This window comes from Pseudomonas sp. RT4P38 (assembly GCF_054897765.1).
The window spans coordinates 4,471,799-4,490,082 of the sequence record NZ_CM142703.1 but is presented as its reverse complement, the minus strand read 5'-3'; the positions used below and the strand labels follow the sequence as shown (position 1 = coordinate 4,490,082).

Genomic DNA, 18,284 nt, shown 5'->3' with positions numbered 1-18,284 from the left:
GCTTTAAAATACAAAACGCCCGATGCGGTGCATCGGGCGTTGGGGTGAAACAGGTGTAAACCTATTTCAGGACTAGACAGTACCGCAGTAAAGACATTTATTCATGCAACGCGGCTTTCGATCAGACGGTCCGAACCACCTTCAGCGACGCGGTTCTCGATCAGACGGTCCGAACCACCTTCAGCGACACGACTTTCGATCAGACGATCCGAGCCGCCTTCAGCGACAACCGGGTGAGCAGAGGTAGCGGCGAAAGCGTTAACTGCAAAAACAGAGAAAGCGATGCTGAGGAGGGTCTGGCGTTTCATGATTTTGTGCTCCGGGGTGTAGTTGTTGGGTATGGAGGCGATGTTACGCCCCGGAATTTTTAAGAGAACTTCATTGAGTTGATGGTGACTATCGACGTGGGCAATGTCTTTGGATGATGGCATCCGGCTACGCGTTGCTTGATTGGATCCGCAATGGCACCCTCAGCACCCGTTGCACCAAGGAGCCAGGTGATCAAGGAATGAGTGGATACGTACCCAACCCCCCGAAAAACTATCGATACGACGAAGCCAAACCCGTCGATATCCATGCCCAGCGCTGGGCCGAGTATGAAAAGCACGGCAAAGTACCGGCGCCTGAGAAGCAAAAAATCAAGGTAGCGCTGCGCATTGGGGTGTTCTTTGACGGGACGCTGAACAATGCGAGCAACTCCGAATCAGGATTAGTGTGCGGCGCCCATCATCCGATCCGCCCGGAAGACGTCGATGCGAGCTGCAAGCCGTATATGGCGGATCCGGAAGGGAGTTATGGGAATGATGTGAGTAATGTCTTCAGGCTGTATGAGCTGTATCCAGCCACCAAAGATGTGAAGGGGGAAGGATCGGCCAAACTCACGCTACGAAGCCTGTACATCGAAGGGATCGGTACGGAAAGTGGGAGCGAAGACAGCTTCGGCAATGCCGCCACTGGACGCGGTGAGACGGGAGTTGCGGGCAAGGTCCAAAACGCATTTTCTCTACTGAAAGTCCTGATCAAACAGGTCATCGATCAAAATCCTGGAAGCGAAATCACTTCGTTAACCTTCGATACGTTTGGTTTCAGTCGAGGGGCTGCAGCAGCCAGGTTTTTTGCAAATGAGGTGGTGCGCTGTAAGCAGGGACCGTTGGGAGAAGTTTTGCGCAGCAACCCTAATGGCTTTAGTGCCAATTTCAGTGGTCAGTACAACAGTGAAATCTTAATGGGCTTTATCGGTCTCTTCGATACTGTTCCCTCGGTCGCCGGCGTTACAAACCTGGGTAATATCCAAAGCCCCGTCGCTCCCGGAATCAAGCTGTACCTGGACCGCAAATATTTTACCGATGTTGTTCAACTGTCAGCCCGTGATGAACACCGTGCGAATTTTGCGTTGAGTACCGTTGTTCCCGCGCATCCCGAAATTGCTGTGCCAGGGGTGCACTCTGATATCGGCGGTGGTTATCGTGAAGAGGTGGAGGAGTGCGTGCTGGTAGGCCCAATGCAAGCACTCTCGGTGCCAAATGGTACTGATGTTAAAGCTACCTCAATCTACCGGGATGCAATGCAGCAAAAAGCAAAAATGGTAGCCAGCGGTTGGCCCGAGACGATGCTGGAAGTTGTTACTCCGAAGCCGACCTTGGCACCTGACAAGGAGCAGGAGACGTCAGGACCAAAAGAAATGCGGGTGTATGCGGGTCTGCAACTCAAGCGAACAGTCAGTGGCAAACTTTCGTTGGTGTATTTGCGATTGATGCACAAATTGGCAAAGGAGAAAGGAGTGCAATTAAACGATGTCCCGGATTCACCCGAGTACGTCTTACCTTCAGAGCTTCTGCCATTTTGTGACAGAGTCCTCGCAGGTAACTACGAGCCCGAACCTGCTGAGCAGAAACTGTTGAAGCTTAAATACATTCACATGTCTGCAAATTGGAGCAACCCGATTGGTGCAAGCCGCGAACGAGGTTTGACCATCCGTTATACCAACGCACCTACAGACGACGGTGTACGAGTACGACATCCTCACGTCCCCGACTCTAACTGGAGAACATTCTGATGCGCTCGATCATCATTTTACTGGGCGCGTTTTTAGTATCGGGCTGTCAGGCAGCCGACCCCTTGTCCGGCAAGAACGACCCAAAGTATCAATGGTGGAGCCTAAGTTTCGTTGAACCCTCCTACATGAAGGTGTGGGTGGAAGACACTGCTGTTGAGGACGTCGACGGCAAGCTGTTTAGTCGCATCGGTGGCGGCACAGCAGCGGGCAGTGAGCCTGAAGACGGCACAGAATCTGCTCGTGGCTGGAATAAAAATATCAGCAGTGGCATCCGTGGCGTAGTCGGGGCAGGTCTACCGAAGCGAATCTATGTTCGTTGGCAGTCGATAGTCGAGTCCAAAACCTATCGCGCATGGGTCGATGTACCGGAAGAGGCGCGAAAGCTCATGCACGCTTCGGTGAATGAGCGTTGCCCAACGACACCTCAGGAGCCAGCCAATTACATAACGATGGTTTACCTCGGACTTGCCCCTGGCGGCATCGTGCAGGTGTGGGTCACGGACAAATGCTTGAAGTCGATCAAAGTTGCACGCGTCCAGGCGGAAATAGAACCTTTGGGGCCAAGCCAAGGTAAAAATGAAGGGCGTTTTGCTTATCCAGTCAGTGACAAGTCGAAGCGCTACGTCGAGCGATTCGGCATTCCATACGGCAGTTGGTAAACGCAAACCCGCAAATAACAAACGGACGCGTACAGGGCGCCCGTTTGCATTGACTCCACCGCCACCCAATCGCAATCAAGCCTCACTGATCTTACTGACACTCGTAATCTGCCCATTCCAGATCATCTCGTAATGCGCTGCTTGAATAACCGATAAAACCGGTCTCGGCGTCATCAGCGCCCAACAGTAACTACCTTGCATGCGCACGGAGTTGTAACGAATGCCGGGACAACCCGCCTCCTTAACGGACCTCCCCAAGCGACGGGAATGGGTGTAATCGTCAGGCGCATAAACAGGATCAGTCATCGAAATGGCTGCAGCATCTTTCATCGCCACGTCCACGAAGGAGCAGGACAGCCCCCGGAAAACAAAGCGCTCAAAGTTCAGGCTGCGGACATTCGCCCAATACAGACTCTGGTGATGCCGCACCTCGGCCAACGCCGTCTCCATGGAGTCCGCCAGGTACAACACACCAAAACTGCCATCGCTGAACCGCGAACCCGCCGGGTTGACGTGGGTAAAAGGCGCTGTCGCGTAAGAGCAGCCAGGAATGCCGAACGGGATCTGATCACGGGGAATCAACTCAAGATGACCCACTTCATTTTTCAGCCTGGGATTCGTCAGCGCCTGTATCTGATACAGCACCTCGAACTCATCTGCGTCCGCAACGTCATCAAACATCGCGATCGGTGGAAACTTCGAATTGACCAGTCGATAGGCCTGTAATTGCTCACCAGCAAGCTCTGCCAGTTCATTCACCTTTACCATTGCGCGCCACGCAGCACGTCAATGCGCCGAAAGGTTTCATACAAAGAAATCATATCGCCCTGAGACATGATCTCAAGCGGGCTACGCCCATTGAAAAACTCGTTGTCGTTGGCCATCGACGGGAAGCCGTAGACGTTCTCCGGGTTATCGAAAACCAAGCGCAGCGCGGCGTGGATGTTGAGCACAAAACTGATGCGCTGCATCTGGTCCGAGTCCAGAGTCACAGCCCAGTCGGGATCACGCTGCCGGGCGCGGGTGTAGGTGCTGCGGGAAATGCGCAGGATGCGGCAGGCCTGATCGCTGGACGCACCCCATTTTTCGAGGATGCCGACGGCCGCGCGCAGGCCCGTCACACACTGGCTCTTGGTAAAGGCTTGTTCCTGGAGGGCAACGGCCATGTTCAATACCTCATCGCGAATCCATAGACTCAAAGATAGTCATGTTGAATCTACAGATCAAGACTGCCTCGACCAGCGGACGTTACAGGCGATTTTCCAGATTGCTCAGCAGCCACTCACTGAAGCTTCGCGCTAGCGCATTATTTTCACTGTCACGATGGGTCAGCATGGCCCAGTTCGGACCACGAATGGTTTGCTCCACCAAGGGTAGCAACACGCCATTAGCGCGTGCCTGTCGACTCAATAATTGGCTGACCAAAGCGATACCGAGCCCCGCGCACGCGGCGTCCAGCAGAAGGCCGGCGTCGGAAAAATTCAGCCCCTGATCTTTCTGGCCGACATCAATGCCAGCCTCCACCGCCCAGTGACTCCAGTCCATTTCCCGCTCGCCATGAAGGGTTGTGCGCTGCTCGCGTGGCTGCGCCAACAGGTTCGGGTGACAAGCAGGGTAGAGGCGGTCGGCGTGCAGCACCTTGAAGCTGCACTCGGCTTGGGAACTGATGTCATCGCGCACCGCGAGGTCGATAGTCTGGGTGGTCATATCCGGGACCTCATCAGTACTGAAAATCCACAGATCAACGTCCGGATGCTCGCGGCGAAAATCCCCCAAACGCGGCAGAAGCCAGTGACGGGCGAACGCCGGTGTGGTGTTGAGGACCAGCTGGTTGGGTTTTTGGTACTGCCCCAGACGGCGAATGCCGACGGCAAGTTGTTGCAGCATCGCCTGGGTGGTGCTGAGCAAGTCGTGACCGGCATCGGTCAGGCTGACGCTGCGTCCACTGCGAAAGAACAAGGGTTGTTCAAGGTACGCCTCAAGGCTGCGGATCTGCTGACTGATCGCAGATTGGGTGAGGTGCAACTCGGCGGCCGCCTTGTGGAAGCTGCCCAGCCGGGCGGCGGCTTCAAAGCCGCGAAGGGTGCTGAGAGGCGGCCAGTGCTTGAGCATATTGATAAGTTCCTCTAATCATTTGTCTGCAAAATCCATCGTTTGTTTGCCTGTATTTACGGCCGTAGCATGCATGCCAGGACCACCCAAGCAGTTTTCATTGAACACAATGACTTAACTTAAAGGTACTTGTCATGCAGCAGAATGCAATTCGAAACAGTGGTTGGATGATGCCGGCCGAGTGGGTGAGGCATGCCGCCACCTGGATGGTCTGGCCACACAACAAGGCACTCTGGGAGTCCGGTTGGGGCGTGACGTTGCCGCTGGTGCAAGAGGATTTCGCTCGCGTGGCCAATGCCATCGCCCGCTTCGAACCGGTGAAACTGGTCGTCGACCCTTCTGCTGTCGCCAGCGCCAAAGCGTTATGTGGGCCAAACATCGAATTGATCGAGCTGGCGGTGAACGACAGCTGGTGTCGGGATTCTGGACCGAGCTTCGTCTGCCATCCGCAACAAGGCCTGGCCGGGGTGAGCTGGCGCTTCAATGCGTGGGGCGGCAAGTCGGCCCACAACCTGGACGAAAGCCTGGCGCGTCGCGCACTCAATCACTTGGGCGCGGAATGCTTTGGTACCGCGCTGAGTAATGAAGGCGGGGCCATCCATGTGGACGGCGAAGGCACGCTGATCACCACCGAATCGGTATTGCTCAACCCCAATCGCAACCCGGGCATGAGCAAGGCTGACATAGAGGAAATCTTCACGCGTCTGCTGGGTGTGAAGAAAACGATCTGGCTGCCAGGCGATCCGGACTATGTGACCGGCGACATGACTGACGGCCATGTCGATGGCGTGTGCGCATTCGCCCGCCCTGGGGTTTTGCTGGTAGACGCCACCCACGACCAGCGTTCGGTATATGCCGAAGTGGCCCGCGAAAACCGTCGTGCGCTGGAGCTGGCCACCGATGCCCAGGGCCGACAGTTCGAGCTGATCGAATTGTATGAGGCCACCGATGCCGTGGACACCGAAGCTGAAGTGTTCTGCGCCTCCTACACCAATTTCTACATCGCCAACGATGCGATCATCATGCCGGCCTACGGTATTGATGCCGACAACGTGGCGGCCGCCGTCCTGGGGCAGGCGTTCCCCGGGCGCGAAGTGGTACCGGTTCGAATCAATCACCTGGCTCATGGCGGTGGCGGAGTGCATTGCATCACCCAGCAACAGCCGGCCTGGCCGGTGGAGGGCTGATGCCATGACACTTCTGACCATCGCTACAACCCAGATGCCCTGCACCTGGGACTTGCCACACAACCTCGATCAGGCCGAGCAACTGGTGCGTGAGGCGGCTGCGAAGGGCGCCCAGGTCATCCTGTTGCAGGAGCTGTTTGCCACACCCTATTTCTGCATCGAGCAAAGCCATAAACACCTGGCGCTGGCTGAAGACTATCGAGACAGCCACGTACTCAAGCGCTTTGCCGCTTTGGCCAAAGAGTTGGGTGTGGTGCTGCCGCTGAGCTGGTTCGAGAAGGCCGGCAATGCTTACTTCAATTCCTTGAGCGTGGCCGATGCCGACGGACGCCTGCTAGGTGTGTATCGCAAGACCCATATCCCCAACGCCATCGGTTATCAGGAGAAGGAATACTTCAGCCCCGGCGATACCGGTTTCCGTATCTGGGACACGGCTTTTGGGCGCATAGGTGTGGGAATCTGCTGGGATCAGTGGTTCCCCGAAACCGCACGCTGCCTGGCGTTGATGGGCGCCGAAGTCTTGCTGTTTCCCACCGCCATTGGTTCTGAGCCTGGCTGCGCGACGCTGGATTCCCGTGACAACCCGGACATTTACATCGATGAGGCCACTTACGCACGGCTGATTCCTGGCAAGGACATTCCTCAGTCCGACATGCGGGCGCGCATGCGAACCTGGACCAAGTTCAAGACGGCCACCGCGAAATGAGAGCGACCGGTCATCAACCGTTGGCTTAGTCTGGATCAAGCATTACTGGTGAAACGTTCGGCCCAGTGCATCCAGGCGAATGGTCTCTTAACTGACCTGCAGAGCCCGGGATTCAAATGGTTTGTCGGCATAATCGAGGCATATTTGAGAAATCGAAAAGTCAGAAATAGAGGCAAGTAATGCTGAAGTGACGCGGCCAAGGTCGGCACCTGTGCCGGCCAGGGTCAATTGCTGGCGTCGCGACGCACGAAAAAGCCCGGCTTGTAAGGCCGGGCTTTTCGTTGGGTACCGCGGTAAAGCTACTCATTCATGCAGCGCGGCTTTCGATCAGACGATCGGAACCACCTTCAGCCACACGATGATGGTGACTATCGACGCCCGCAATGGATGCGCCTCACGCCCAGGTTTGCCCGAGCGTCGCCAGATCGGCCTTTTGCAGATCCTGCGCGCTCAGCACAATACGGAACTTGCAGCTGGCGTTGAAGTTGAGAAAAAAGGGCTCTGCAAAAGCGGGTATGTCGGATGGGTCTTTTACGTCGACCAGAAAGATCCCGCCGCGCATGCCATCCTGCTCAGTAAAGTACGCCGCCTCCGGCTTGATGCTGACCAGAATGCGCTCAATGACCTCGCCCACTTTTCCGGCTTTGACAAGGGAATTGAAGGGTTCATTAGGGCACTCGACCATCAGTAACATCTTCATCATTCAATCCTCTGCTCAACTTGCAACCCTGTAGCCAGACCTTTGCGTCTGGCGCTCATGCCGCAGGCCATTCATTCAACAGTCCTCGCGGTTTGTGTCATGAAGAATAGCGAAGCGTGAGCCAGCCCTCGTGCACGGGTTACGGGCGGTCATGAAGCCTCATTTCAAGGATTGAGAAAGTCCTCATAGTTGCGGATGCGGTAGTCGGCCATGGCTTGGCAGGGGACATCGAGTGGGGCTTGGGTGTTGATGGGAAGAAATGGAACCAACTTCGTCAATAGCGTCTAAATTTCATTGAGATATCCCGCCACGCTGAAGGAACGACTCATGCCCAGATCTTGCTCATTGATTGCAGCTGTTACATGCCTTGCGCTGGTCTGCGGCTCAGGAACTGCGTTAGCCGATCCCGGTAATGGAAAGGGTCAAGGAAACGGCAAGGGAAATCCGCAAAACAGCCAAGTTCATGGCAATCAGGGTGGACAGGGCAGCAAAGGCAAAAATTCCGGGGGCGGCGATTGGGATAATGGCCCAAGCATCAATCGCGCAAGTGTTCTTGGAATTGTTGGCGGGTATCGGGACTATTGGAGCCCCGGACCTGCATTGCCACCCGGCATTCAAAAGAACCTCGCGCGAGGTAAGCCGCTTCCACCAGGGATTGCCAAAAAACTGGACGGCCGGTTGATCGGCAGGCTGCCTCATTATGATGGATATGAATGGCAGCAAGCTGGCACCGACTTGATATTGGTTGCGCTGGCAACCGGGCTCATCTACGAAGTGCTCAACGGTGCTTTTGATTAATGCTTGAGTGGCGCGGGCAATGGGCATGATCCGTATGCCCATTTGAAGGATGTTCTGAGGCGGTTGCCTATGACATTGCCCTTACCTTGCTAGCGCTATTCGTCCACGCTGATGCCCGACCCCCCTAATTCATTGGGGACATCCTTCAGCTTGGGCAATCCATCTTTGATGCGCAGCACAGTCTCCTGATAGTGGACGTGAACACCTGGCGAGTACGCGAGATCCGGGATGACCGCGGCATACACGTCGATGAGCCCCATCCCCGGGTGTTCAGTAAAGATGTGTCCGCCGCACGTCTTGCACCACTTGCGGTAACTGCGCGGTGTCTTGTTGTAGGTGCCGATGTTGTCAGCACCCCGAGTCACTTGCACCGCCTCGGGTTTCCACAGTGTGAAGGCATTGACCGGTCCTGCTGACCAATGCCGACACGACTCGCAATGGCAATAGCCCATTCCGGCCGGCTCGCCGCTGACTGTGAACTCTACTGCGCCGCAAAAACAACTGCCCTTGTAAGACCGTTCAATGCTCATGGCATGACTCCTTGATCAATTGCCAGGCGATACCGCCGGACATGGCATGGATCGCCTGAACGTTGCCTACCTTCACCCGTCGATGTAGCGCACCGCTGTCGCCGGCGTGCGACGCACCTGCAGTTCGAAAATGTCAGGGCGCGCGTAGTGCCCGGTGACGTCGAGCGTCCGCCGCGCTGGCGCCACGAGTGTGACGTCGATGTCCGCATACAGAATGCCTGCCTCTCGGTGTAACGGACCGGCCACGAGCCGCCCTTGGGGATCGACCACCACCGAGTCGCCGTCGTTGATCCATTCATCCGGATCGGGAAACAGCTGCGTACGAGCCGGGAAGTCGTCGGGGATGTCGCTGCCACGCAGCAAGGTGCCGCTGCCGAGCACCCAACAGCGACCTTCGAGTGCAATGTGGCGCATCGTGCAGATCCAGCCATCGCCACTGTCGTACGTGGGTGCGACGTAGATCTCCACCCCTTGGGCATACAGTGAATAGCGTGCCAGCGGCATGTAGCTTTCCCAGCAGATGAGCGTGCCAACACGGCCGACCGGTGTATCGACCGTGCGCAACCCGGAGGCATCACCGAAGCCATGCACCATGCGCTCGGGATTGGTTGGCATCAGCTTGCGGTGTCGATTGAGTACTTCGCCGTTCGCGCCGATAACGACTACGCTGTTGTAGAGCGTTCCGCCACCATGGAGCCGGTCGCATTCATTGATGCCGCACACGATCGTCACGGCGTGAACTCTGGAGGCCTCGCACAATTGGCTCAGGTCACCGTTCGCGATATCGACGGCGTTGGCCAGCAGCCGCGCATGCAACTGGCCCATTACAGCCCCGTCCCTTCCCGCCGCCAGCCGCCAGATCCATGACGGGTAACCTGGAATAAACTGTTCGGGCAAAACGATCAGCGAGGCTCCCGCAGCCGCAGCCTCGGCGACCGATTGCACGGCCCGGGCGATCGTCGCGCTGCGATCGAGCAACACTGGGGGGCGCTGAATGATGGCTACCTTAGTCATGGTGTTCTCCTTTGGCGGTTGGCTTTCGGAGGCTTCAGCGTGCGCGTGACGAAGTGGCGGGGCTAGTTCAAAATCTGAAGCGTTGCAGTTGCGGAGTCCAGGCGATGGAACAAAGCTACGGTCAGTTCTGCACGGTCGCGCGCGGCGCTGAAGCACTGTGCGAGCGCTGGACACCTTTGGTCGTGCGCGAGCTGCTGTGCGGCAGTAAACGCTTCAATGAACTGCACCGCGGCGTACCACGGATGTCCACCAACCTGCTGACACAGCGGCTGCGCCATTTGGAAGAAATCGGCGTCGTGCACCGCACGCCCGCAGGCAAAGTCTGGGAGTACAGCCTGACCGAGGCGGGCGAGGAATTGCGCCCCATCATCATGGCGTTGGGACATTGGGGCGCGCGCTGGATCGGCAGTCGCCTGCGCGATGACGAACTCGACGCGGGCTTGCTGATGTGGGACGTGCGCCGGTTCGTGCGCATCGAAACGTTTCCGTCCCGACCGGTGGTCATCCAGTTCACGTTCCGCGACGCGCGGCCCGGCGAGCAAGCGTGGTGGCTCGTGGTCGAACAGGGCTTGGCAGACCTGTGCCGCGACGACCCCGGACGCGAACTGACGCTCGTCGTGGACTCCAGCGTGCGCGCGTTGACCGAGGTGTGGACGGGCGACCGCACACCGCGGGAGGTTCTTCAATCGCGAGAGCTGCGTGTCGACGGCGCAGTGAAGGATGCGGAACGTTTGTGGCGTTGGCTTGGCACGAGTGCGTTTGCGGGGACTCGGAGCGCGGCACGCTAGCGCTGGCAGCATCCGTCGGTCGCAGGACTTTGAACTGTCTGGGGCTTACAGCGTCATAGGATTCGCGATATCAACCTATGGAAGCCATCATGCTTTTAAAGAATAAGAGTCTCGTTGCTGTAATGTCCTGCGCCCTGATGCTGGCGGCCGCCCCATTACTCCCTGCTGACCTGTCCCTCATGAACTCCGCCTATGCGAAAGACGGTGGTGGTGGTGGTGGTGGTGGTGGTGGTGGTGGTGGTGGTGGTGGTGGTGGCGGCGGCGGTAACGGTGGTGGTAATGGGGGCGGCAACGGAGGTGGTAATGGCGGTGGCCACGGCGGCGGTCACAGCGGTTCAGGTCACTCCGGCAACTCTGACAGCAACGGCCGCGGTAATGGGCTGTCCAGCGATCATGCCGGCAAGGCTGTTCGCGACCGTGGCGAAAGCGGAAACCACTACGGCAGTGTTCGCAATAGTGATAGCGGTCATGGCCAAACGACTTCAGGCATCGCCAACTCCAAAGATACTCGCGGCTTGGACAAAGCCAGAGCAGTCTCGACCACGACACCAGGCGATCACAACACGAAAGGGTTGAGCAAAGCCGGGACTTCGGTATCGAAAAAATCGCACTGATCAGCCATAAGGGTTGATGGGAAAGTCCAACAGACTCAACTGCAAAGCCTGCCGCACACTGGAGCTCAATTTGACTTCTTCGGTGGGTAGTTACCGCGCAATCCCCCGGACTGGGTGCCTGTTTTGCAGGGCAGGGCAGGCACTACCGGGCGGGATCTGGGTTGGGGGTTGGAGCGGCTCCGGGGTTGAGGTTGTTTGCTCATTGTTTGCCTCCTGACTTTCAGGGTTTCGCGAAGGCCTCCTGATAAAGCTTAGCTGCTTGCTGCGATGGGCTGCATCGTTCGGCAGTGGGTGAATAGCTGCAAGTGACCAAAACCCGCAGCACGCAACCCTAAACAAAGCGGGTGCCCGACAAGGCGCCCGTTTTCGTTTATTTCGCTGCTTGAGCCCGCAAGCGCCGGCCGATCACATCCATCAAGTCACAGCCATCGCGCAACGGAATGGCCTGAATTAATTGGGAACTGATTTATTTAATTCAATTTATTTAATTCAGCCGGGACGGCCTCAACAGCAGGGGGGCCTGAAGCGTCAGCGACAAACTGTCTGCCAGGCTCCTGGCCTGCTGAGTCGCGTCCTCACGCGCGCGCAGATCAACGTCTTTCCCCAGGATGGTTTTCTCCACAATCACCGAATGCACATCCGTGACGCCGATAAATTTCAGCCAGGCTTCCACATAGGGCTTCTGGAAGTCGAAGTGCTCCGCCGGTGTGATCGAGTGCGCCGAAAAATCCAGGCCGCGGGCGTACATCACCACGGCGAGTTTGTTGTGCAGCATGCCTTCCAGACCGCATTCCGGGTCAACGCTGAACAGGATGTCTTTCTGCGATACCAGGTCGATGAAGTGCTTGAGTTTGTACGGGATGCTGAAATTCCACAGCGGTACGGACATCACGAGTACATCCGCGCGGTGCAGGTGACTTGCCAACTCTTTTAACGTGTTCCAGGTGTCTTGTTGTGCGGGGGTCAACGGCGTGCCATTGAGCCCGGCGTATTTGGCCTCCATGGCCAGATCATCGAATTCCGGCAGCGTCATGTTCCAGAGGTCGAGGGTGATGATTTCGGTGTCCGGGGTGTTTGCTTGATAACGCGCAATGAAGCTGCGCGCGACTTCAAGGGAAGCCGAACGCTGCTTGCGTGGAGAACACTGAATATGGAGAAGAGTCGTCATGGCACACCTTGAATGTTAGGTAGGCAGGGCAGGTGTGAGCATTGCAACATAGTTGTATTTGAAATATAAATCGTAAATTAGTACTCAATTGATCACGTATAAAACTATGTTCGATGCTCTGCTGCTCAAGACATTTGTCACTGTCGTCGATGAAGACGGCTTCAGCCGTGCAGCCCAGAAGCTGCACCTGACTCAGTCTGCGGTCAGTGGGCATGTGCGGCGATTGGAAGAACAGATTGGTAAACCCCTGTTGACGCGCACCACCCGTTCCCAGCAACTGACTGCCGATGGCGAGCGCCTGGTCTCTTATGCGCGCACGATCCTCGCGCTGAACCGTGATGCCTGGACAGACCTGACACGCACGCCGTTTCACGGGCGGCTGCGGATCGGGGTGTCCGAAGATTTTGTCGAGTCTCGATTACTGCGCACTGTTCAGGATTTCGCGGCGCAGTACCCCGGGATGGAGATCGAGGTGCAGGTGAACATTCCGGGTACGTTACTGGCGCTGATGAAGCAAGGGCATCTGGAGGTGGTCATCGGTTCGCTGTGCGAAACCAGCGAAGCGGGGCTGTTGCTATGGCAAGAACCGCTGGTGTGGGCCTGGTCGGCGCAACCGGTCGCCCGGTTACCAACGCCGTTGCCGCTGGCCCTGTTCCCCGAGCCGTGCCCTTATCGCGAGGCCGCGCTGACGAGACTGGCGCAGGCGGGAATCGCCCAACGCACGGCGATGTTGTGCAGCAGCACCGCCGGGTTGCGGGCGGCGGCCCTGGCAGGCTTCGCGGTAGCTCCCATGCCAATCAGTCAGTTGGGGCAAGGATTGGCGGTTATTGGGGTAGAGCAAGGGTTGCCGGATTTGCCGGATGCGCAATGCCGGCTGTTCACCTCACCTGAAGCGGATCAGGCGATTGTGGCAGCGATCACTCAGCTCATTGTGGAGTACTGCTCTAAGCGGAGGGCTTGATTGTCATTTCAAGGGCCTGCTTGAGCGTCTCGGGTACGTGGTCTTTGCTTTGCTGAAGGGAAGGTCAGCCGTCTGTTGGATGCTGGGGAACCACTTTGATCATGGACATAAAAAACGGGCGCCTTGATGGCGCCCGTTTTCATTTAATCCAACGCCCTGGCCGACCGCACATAGCGGTTTCTACCGTATGAAAGTCTTCATATTTTATTTCCCATACTGACTTGATGAAGAAGCGCTAATTTACTGGCCTCCAGAGGTTTTGTAGGCTCTTAAAATAAAATCATCTTCACATTTTATTTCACATATTTTTTGTGAAATGACTTCGGTGAATGGGCTCACGAAAGGCTCCGTCAGCCGCGTTTACGCACATACCGCAATTACAGAAAACGGGCGCCCATTGAGGCGCCCGTTTTTACTTACTTCTTCACCTGCGCTCGTAAGCGTCGACCGATCACGTCCATCAAGTCACAGCCGTCGCGTAACGGAATGACTAACAGCTGAGAAAAGTCTTTCAACACCACCGTGTCGCAACCAAGTTCAGCGCGGTAGGCAATGTTTTCCAGCACTTGCGTGACCGTGCGAATGCGGTAATCGGCCATGGCTTGCAGGACGTCGAGTGGGGCTTGGGTGTCGATGAGCAGGGAAGCCGGGATCAGGTCGATTCCGGTGAGGGGCATGTATCTTTCCATAGGTGAGATCTCGTTCAGTTAGATGAGACCGCCAACAGATCGTCGCCAAACGAATAGGGTGGCAGTTGCGCGCAGGTTGGCGAACCGGGAACGAAAACCGGCAGACCCGAAGGTCTCCCGCGCGCAACCGCCATAGTACAGCGGTTTTGCAGTTGCGACGACGCCTGCAAATGAGCAGGCGGCCCTCGCATTCGTATCTCGGGTCGCCAAACCCGAATCGCCATTTTGGGCGACGAGATGGACTATAGGCCTCATCAGAACGGCGGGAAAGGTGAGGGATTCCGAGGTTTGTGTAGGAATTTTTATGGTGGTCCTAGGACCGTTACGCCCCTTCCGTGAGCGACTGCTATCGGCCAGAAGCGGTCGGTTGTGACCGTCTGCGGTGGGCTGTGGATTCAACCGGTCGCCATCGTCAGCTTTGGGTCGATCCAAGTCATTCAACCGCCAATCCTCCGCCCCGTGAAAGGCTTCGTTGGAAACCTTTTCTAATAGCGCTGAAGGGCGCACGTGTCAGTAAGACGCGTGCACGGGCTTTCCCTTATGGTTCTAACATGACGTCCGGGCGACCAGGGTCATATTCGTCGAAGATCAGCGCCATGGGCCGGCAGTGCCCAGGGCAGGATGCATTCCTAGAATTTACAAGTTCGGTATGTGCTGCGGGCAAGATGAGGGCTTAGTTAACCATCACCTCGTCCAGTGCCTGTTCGAGGGTGCTGACCGTGCGCTCGATATTGTGCAGCTTTTCGAGTCCGAACAGACCGATACGGAAGGTCTGGAAGTCGGCCGGCTCGTCGCATTGCAACGGCACTCCAGCGGCGATCTGTAGGCCGTGGTCGACAAATTTCTTACCGCTCTTGATGTCGGCATCATCGGTGTAGCTCACCACTACGCCAGGGGCCTGAAAGCCGGCTGCGGCCACGCTTTTGATGCCTTTGCCGGTCAACATTGCGCGCACCCGATCGCCCAGAGCCTGTTGTTCGCCGCGGACCTTGTCGAAACCGTAGGCTTGCGTCTCTTTCATCACTTCGTTAAACCGCGCGAGGGAATCGCTGGGCATGGTCGCATGGTAGGCATGTCCGCCCTGTTCGTAGGCGTGCATGATCTGAAGCCACTTTTTCAGGTCGCAGGCGAAGCTGCTGCTATGCGTCTGCTCGATGCGCTCGAGGGCCAAAGAACTGAGCATCACCAGGGCGCAGCAAGGGGAGGCGCTCCAACCTTTCTGCGGTGCGCTGATCAGCAGGTCGACTGCGCATTTCTGCATATCAACCCAAAGCGTGCCTGAGGCGATGCAGTCCAGCACGAACAGGCCACCCACCGCATGCACGGCGTCGCCGACGGCCCGCAGGTACTCGTCGGGCAGGATAATCCCTGATGAGGTTTCAACGTGGGGGGCGAAGACAATCTGCGGCTTCTGCGCCTGAATGGCTGCCAGCACTTCGTCGAGAGGAGGTGGAGCGTAGGCAGCCTGGCGACCAGTGTCGACCGGTCGGGCTTTCAGCACCGTGGTGGCCGCCGGGATGTTGCCCATCTCAAGGATCTGGCTCCAGCGATAACTGAACCAGCCGTTGCGTATCACCAGGCATTGCTGGTCGGTGGCAAACTGTCGCGCCACCGCTTCCATGCCGAATGTGCCGCTGCCCGGGACCACCGCAACAGCCTGGGCGTTGTAGACCTGTTTCAGGGTCCTGGAAATGTTCTTCATCACGCCTTGAAATGACTGCGACATGTGGTTGAGCGAGCGGTCGGTGTAGACCACTGAGTACTCGACCAGCCCCTCGGGATCGATACTGGGATATAGCTTTGACATGGGGTGACTCCTTTGGCAGAGATCTCAGTGGTATCGACCCTGCCCTAAGCCTTGGCAAATGACAAGATTGCTCGGGATTGAATTGCGACTTCTTCGGTCGATAACGACCCGTTACGAAGGGCAGCAGCCGACCCGAAGCAGCCATTCAGGACGGTCCTGCGCACATGAGTGATCGCCTGCGTTGAGGGACTATCCATTAGTCATTTGATATGTCGGTAAACCTTGGTTGTGCGCAACGAGAATCCTGCCCCCTCGTATAAACGATGGGCAGATTCACGATCTGGGTTGGATGTTAAATCCAGTGTTTTCGCGCCGAGGTCATGGCTTTTTTCTATTGCTGCTTGTATGAGTGCTTTGCCGATCCCTTGTCCTCGAGCACTGGCATCTACTACGACGTCTTCGATCCAAGCACGAACGCCTGTCGGAATACGAAAATGAACTAGGGTTAGCGCCCCCAAAATGCTTCCTCCACTTGCTGCTCTCACGACTAATAAATGGGAGCACTCTGAATCCACGATTTGCTTCAAATCTTCCATTGTCATCGCTTGAGCGTTTTTGGAAAGCTGTGGGAGAAGGTCATTCAAAGAACTGAGCAGTATAGGATCGGACTCTTTAACCACCTCGACGAAAGCGGATTGGTTTGTCATTAGAAATCCTCATAGAAGGCGCTTGTAGTACTGAGACGAATTTTTCGAGTTTCCAGTGCTATCTGGGTGACAGGGGGTGAAGCTTCGATGGTTCAATTCGACCCATTATCCCCAAAAGGGTCTGCGAGTGACCGCTTCTGGTCCAGGCTGTGTGAAAACGTTTTAGAGCAAGTTTGAAAGTCAACATCGGAACGAAAATCGCGTACCTTCGTAAATTTCAGGTCTGCTGAGTAACCAAACACTGACAGATTCTACGTAGCAACGCAGACTTCAAAACAGTGTCTGCGTTTTTACACAGCCTCGGCCGAAAGCGGACATTACTCATGCTACCCAAATCTGCGAAATCGAGAGGGGTGGTGCCCAGTCCCCTAGCGTAGAATTTGCAAATCGCGATCGCACCCGAGACGGACCCTCAATGCAAACCCCCGCCACCCAACACCCCCTCTGGAAAACCTACCTCCTTTTCCTAGCCCCCATGGTCCTCTCCAATTTCCTCCAATCCATGTCGGGCACCATCAACAGCATTTACATCGGCCAAATGCTCGGCACCCAAGCGCTGGCAGCCGTGTCCGGCATGTTCCCGATCGTCTTCTTCTTCATCGCCCTGGTCATCGGCCTCGGCGCGGGTGCTGGCGTGCTCATCGGCCAAGCCTGGGGCGCGCGCGAACCGCATCTGGTGAAAACCATCGCCGGCACAACCTTACTGTTAGGCGCAATGATCGGCCTGACAGCAGCGGTACTCGGCAGCGTATTCGCAAGGCCAGCCTTGCAGGGGTTGGGGACCCCGGCAGACGTACTCGACGACGCCGTGTCCTACGCCCACGTGATGATGTGGATCATGCCGTCGCTCCTGGTCTACGTACTCTTCACCCAACTGCTGCGCGGGGTGAGCGATACGGTGTCGCCGCTGATTGCGTTGGTGGTGTCGACGTGTATCGGGTTGGCGCTGACGCCGGCGTTGATTCGGGGTTGGTTCGGGTTGCCGATGATGGGGATTCAGAGTGCGGCGTATGCCGGGTTGGCGGGGAATTTGTCGGCGATGGGGTGGCTGGCGTGGCGGTTGATTCGCAAGGGGCATCCGTTGGCGCCGGATCGGGAGATGTTTGCGGCGATGCGGCTGGATCTGATGATTCTCGGCAAGGTGTTGCGTATCGGGTTGCCGACCGGGTTGCAGATGGTGGTGTTGTCGGTGTCGGAGCTGGTGATTCTGGCGCTGGTGAATCAGCACGGTTCGCAAGCGACGGCGGCGTACGGGGCGGTGACGCAGATCGTCAATTACGTGCAGTTTCCGGCGCTGTCGATTGCGATCACGGCGTCGATCCTCGGCGCTCAGGCGATCGGGGCTGGGCGCCTTGAGCGCATGGGGCCGATTCTGCGCACGGGGCTGTTGATCAACGTGTGCCTGACCGGTGGGTTGGTGGTGTTGGGTTATCTGTTGTCGCACTGGTTGCTGGGGTTGTTCCTCACGGATGATTCCACCCGGGCGATGGCGGAACACCTGTTGCACATCATGCTCTGGAGCCTGTTGGTGTTCGGCTTCCAGGCGATCGTCGGCGGCATCATGCGCGCCAGCGGCTCGGTGCTGGTGCCCATGGCAATTTCGATTGTTTGCGTGGTGATGGTGCAATTGCCGGTGGCGTATGCGTTGGATGCGCGGTTTGGATTGCAAGGTGTGTGGATGGCGTTTCCGGTGGCGTACCTGGGGATGCTGGCGCTGCAGACGGCGTATTACAAAATGGTCTGGCAGCATCAGAAGATTGAGCGGTTGGTGTAGGCGGCCAGGAGGCGTGCTGAACATGCAGCAGTTCGCAAACCGGTAACAACACTTTGACTCGCGGGCGCCCTTTT

Annotated in this window: 18 protein-coding genes and 2 pseudogenes; 9 read left to right on the top strand and 11 right to left on the bottom strand. The window is 56.9% G+C overall.

The window, feature by feature from the left end:
* Positions 1-104: 104 nt before the first annotated feature.
* Positions 105-308, bottom strand: a pseudogene (locus ACYZT7_RS20720) (phage infection protein); the annotation flags it as partial.
* Positions 309-508: 200 nt separating this feature from the next.
* Between ACYZT7_RS20720 and ACYZT7_RS20715 the strand changes: the two are divergent.
* Together ACYZT7_RS20715 and ACYZT7_RS20710 are read left to right on the top strand one after the other, a co-directional pair.
* Positions 509-2,056 (top strand): DUF2235 domain-containing protein, encoded by a 1,548-nt coding sequence (locus tag ACYZT7_RS20715; RefSeq protein WP_462038029.1) that lies wholly within the window; start codon positions 509-511, stop codon positions 2,054-2,056.
* Positions 2,056-2,715, top strand: a complete 660-nt coding sequence (locus ACYZT7_RS20710) for a DUF2931 family protein (protein WP_462038028.1) — start codon at positions 2,056-2,058, stop codon at positions 2,713-2,715. Before ACYZT7_RS20715 ends, ACYZT7_RS20710 begins: the two co-directional genes overlap by 1 nt.
* Positions 2,716-2,790: 75 nt before the next feature.
* Here the strand turns inward: ACYZT7_RS20710 and ACYZT7_RS20705 are convergent, their stop codons facing one another.
* From ACYZT7_RS20705 to ACYZT7_RS20695, 3 genes are all read right to left on the bottom strand, one after another.
* Positions 2,791-3,483: an RES family NAD+ phosphorylase gene (locus ACYZT7_RS20705; protein WP_462038027.1), complete on the bottom strand. Its 693-nt coding sequence runs from the start codon at positions 3,481-3,483 to the stop codon at positions 2,791-2,793.
* Positions 3,477-3,881, bottom strand: coding sequence for an antitoxin Xre-like helix-turn-helix domain-containing protein (locus ACYZT7_RS20700; RefSeq protein WP_461970378.1), 405 nt, complete (start codon positions 3,879-3,881; stop codon positions 3,477-3,479). The genes ACYZT7_RS20705 and ACYZT7_RS20700 overlap by 7 nt, the downstream gene beginning before the upstream one ends.
* A gap of 82 nt (positions 3,882-3,963) precedes the next feature.
* Positions 3,964-4,827, bottom strand: a complete 864-nt coding sequence (locus ACYZT7_RS20695; protein ID WP_462038026.1) for a LysR substrate-binding domain-containing protein — start codon at positions 4,825-4,827, stop codon at positions 3,964-3,966.
* Positions 4,828-4,961: 134 nt separating this feature from the next.
* On the opposite strand from ACYZT7_RS20695, the gene ACYZT7_RS20690 reads away from it, so the two are divergent.
* Positions 4,962-6,014, top strand: coding sequence for an agmatine deiminase family protein (locus tag ACYZT7_RS20690; protein WP_462038025.1), 1,053 nt, complete (start codon positions 4,962-4,964; stop codon positions 6,012-6,014).
* Between the two features lie 4 nt (positions 6,015-6,018).
* A pseudogene (locus tag ACYZT7_RS20685) lies at positions 6,019-6,642 on the top strand (nitrilase-related carbon-nitrogen hydrolase); the annotation flags it as partial.
* A 472-nt stretch (positions 6,643-7,114) separates the two neighbouring features.
* On the opposite strand, the gene ACYZT7_RS20680 reads toward ACYZT7_RS20685, so the two are convergent.
* The gene (locus tag ACYZT7_RS20680; protein WP_462038024.1) at positions 7,115-7,420 is read right to left on the bottom strand and encodes a panthothenate synthetase; all 306 of its coding nucleotides are present in this window, start codon (positions 7,418-7,420) and stop codon (positions 7,115-7,117) included.
* Between the two features lie 327 nt (positions 7,421-7,747).
* Between ACYZT7_RS20680 and ACYZT7_RS20675 the strand changes: the two genes are divergently transcribed.
* Positions 7,748-8,218, top strand: a complete 471-nt coding sequence (locus ACYZT7_RS20675) for an anti-virulence regulator CigR family protein (RefSeq protein WP_462038023.1) — start codon at positions 7,748-7,750, stop codon at positions 8,216-8,218.
* Between the two features lie 95 nt (positions 8,219-8,313).
* Here the strand turns inward: ACYZT7_RS20675 and ACYZT7_RS20670 are convergent, their stop codons facing one another.
* Positions 8,314-8,748, bottom strand: a complete 435-nt coding sequence (locus tag ACYZT7_RS20670; protein ID WP_462038022.1) for a GFA family protein — start codon at positions 8,746-8,748, stop codon at positions 8,314-8,316.
* Between the two features lie 72 nt (positions 8,749-8,820).
* Positions 8,821-9,762: a carbon-nitrogen hydrolase family protein gene (locus tag ACYZT7_RS20665; RefSeq protein ID WP_462038021.1), complete on the bottom strand. Its 942-nt coding sequence runs from the start codon at positions 9,760-9,762 to the stop codon at positions 8,821-8,823.
* A 104-nt stretch (positions 9,763-9,866) separates the two neighbouring features.
* Here ACYZT7_RS20665 and ACYZT7_RS20660 point away from each other — a divergent pair, with 104 nt between their 5' ends.
* Entirely contained in the window at positions 9,867-10,550 is a 684-nt protein-coding gene (locus ACYZT7_RS20660) for a winged helix-turn-helix transcriptional regulator (protein ID WP_462038020.1), read from the top strand.
* Between the two features lie 89 nt (positions 10,551-10,639).
* On the top strand, positions 10,640-11,164 hold the full coding sequence (locus tag ACYZT7_RS20655; protein ID WP_462038019.1) for a hypothetical protein: 525 nt from the start codon (positions 10,640-10,642) through the stop codon (positions 11,162-11,164).
* Positions 11,165-11,648: 484 nt separating this feature from the next.
* On the opposite strand, the gene ACYZT7_RS20650 is transcribed toward ACYZT7_RS20655, so the two are convergent.
* Positions 11,649-12,332 (bottom strand): FMN-dependent NADH-azoreductase, encoded by a 684-nt coding sequence (locus ACYZT7_RS20650; protein ID WP_462038018.1) that lies wholly within the window; start codon positions 12,330-12,332, stop codon positions 11,649-11,651.
* A gap of 106 nt (positions 12,333-12,438) precedes the next feature.
* Between ACYZT7_RS20650 and ACYZT7_RS20645 the strand changes: the two genes are divergently transcribed.
* Positions 12,439-13,293 carry a LysR substrate-binding domain-containing protein gene (locus tag ACYZT7_RS20645; RefSeq protein ID WP_462038017.1) on the top strand — a complete coding sequence of 285 codons (855 nt, stop codon included), beginning with the start codon at positions 12,439-12,441 and terminating at the stop codon, positions 13,291-13,293.
* Between the two features lie 416 nt (positions 13,294-13,709).
* On the opposite strand, the gene ACYZT7_RS20640 is transcribed toward ACYZT7_RS20645, so the two are convergent.
* From ACYZT7_RS20640 to ACYZT7_RS20630, 3 genes are all read right to left on the bottom strand, one after another.
* Entirely contained in the window at positions 13,710-13,982 is a 273-nt protein-coding gene (locus ACYZT7_RS20640) for a hypothetical protein (RefSeq protein ID WP_462038016.1), read from the bottom strand.
* A 673-nt stretch (positions 13,983-14,655) separates the two neighbouring features.
* Positions 14,656-15,789 carry an aminotransferase class V-fold PLP-dependent enzyme gene (locus ACYZT7_RS20635; protein WP_462038015.1) on the bottom strand — a complete coding sequence of 378 codons (1,134 nt, stop codon included), beginning with the start codon at positions 15,787-15,789 and terminating at the stop codon, positions 14,656-14,658.
* 200 nt (positions 15,790-15,989) lie between these two features.
* Positions 15,990-16,436 carry a GNAT family N-acetyltransferase gene (locus ACYZT7_RS20630; RefSeq protein ID WP_462038014.1) on the bottom strand — a complete coding sequence of 149 codons (447 nt, stop codon included), beginning with the start codon at positions 16,434-16,436 and terminating at the stop codon, positions 15,990-15,992.
* A 415-nt stretch (positions 16,437-16,851) separates the two neighbouring features.
* Here ACYZT7_RS20630 and ACYZT7_RS20625 point away from each other — a divergent pair, with 415 nt between their 5' ends.
* A complete protein-coding gene (locus ACYZT7_RS20625; RefSeq protein WP_462038013.1) occupies positions 16,852-18,210 on the top strand; it encodes an MATE family efflux transporter in 1,359 nt (452 codons plus the stop codon).
* Positions 18,211-18,284 lie beyond the last annotated feature (74 nt).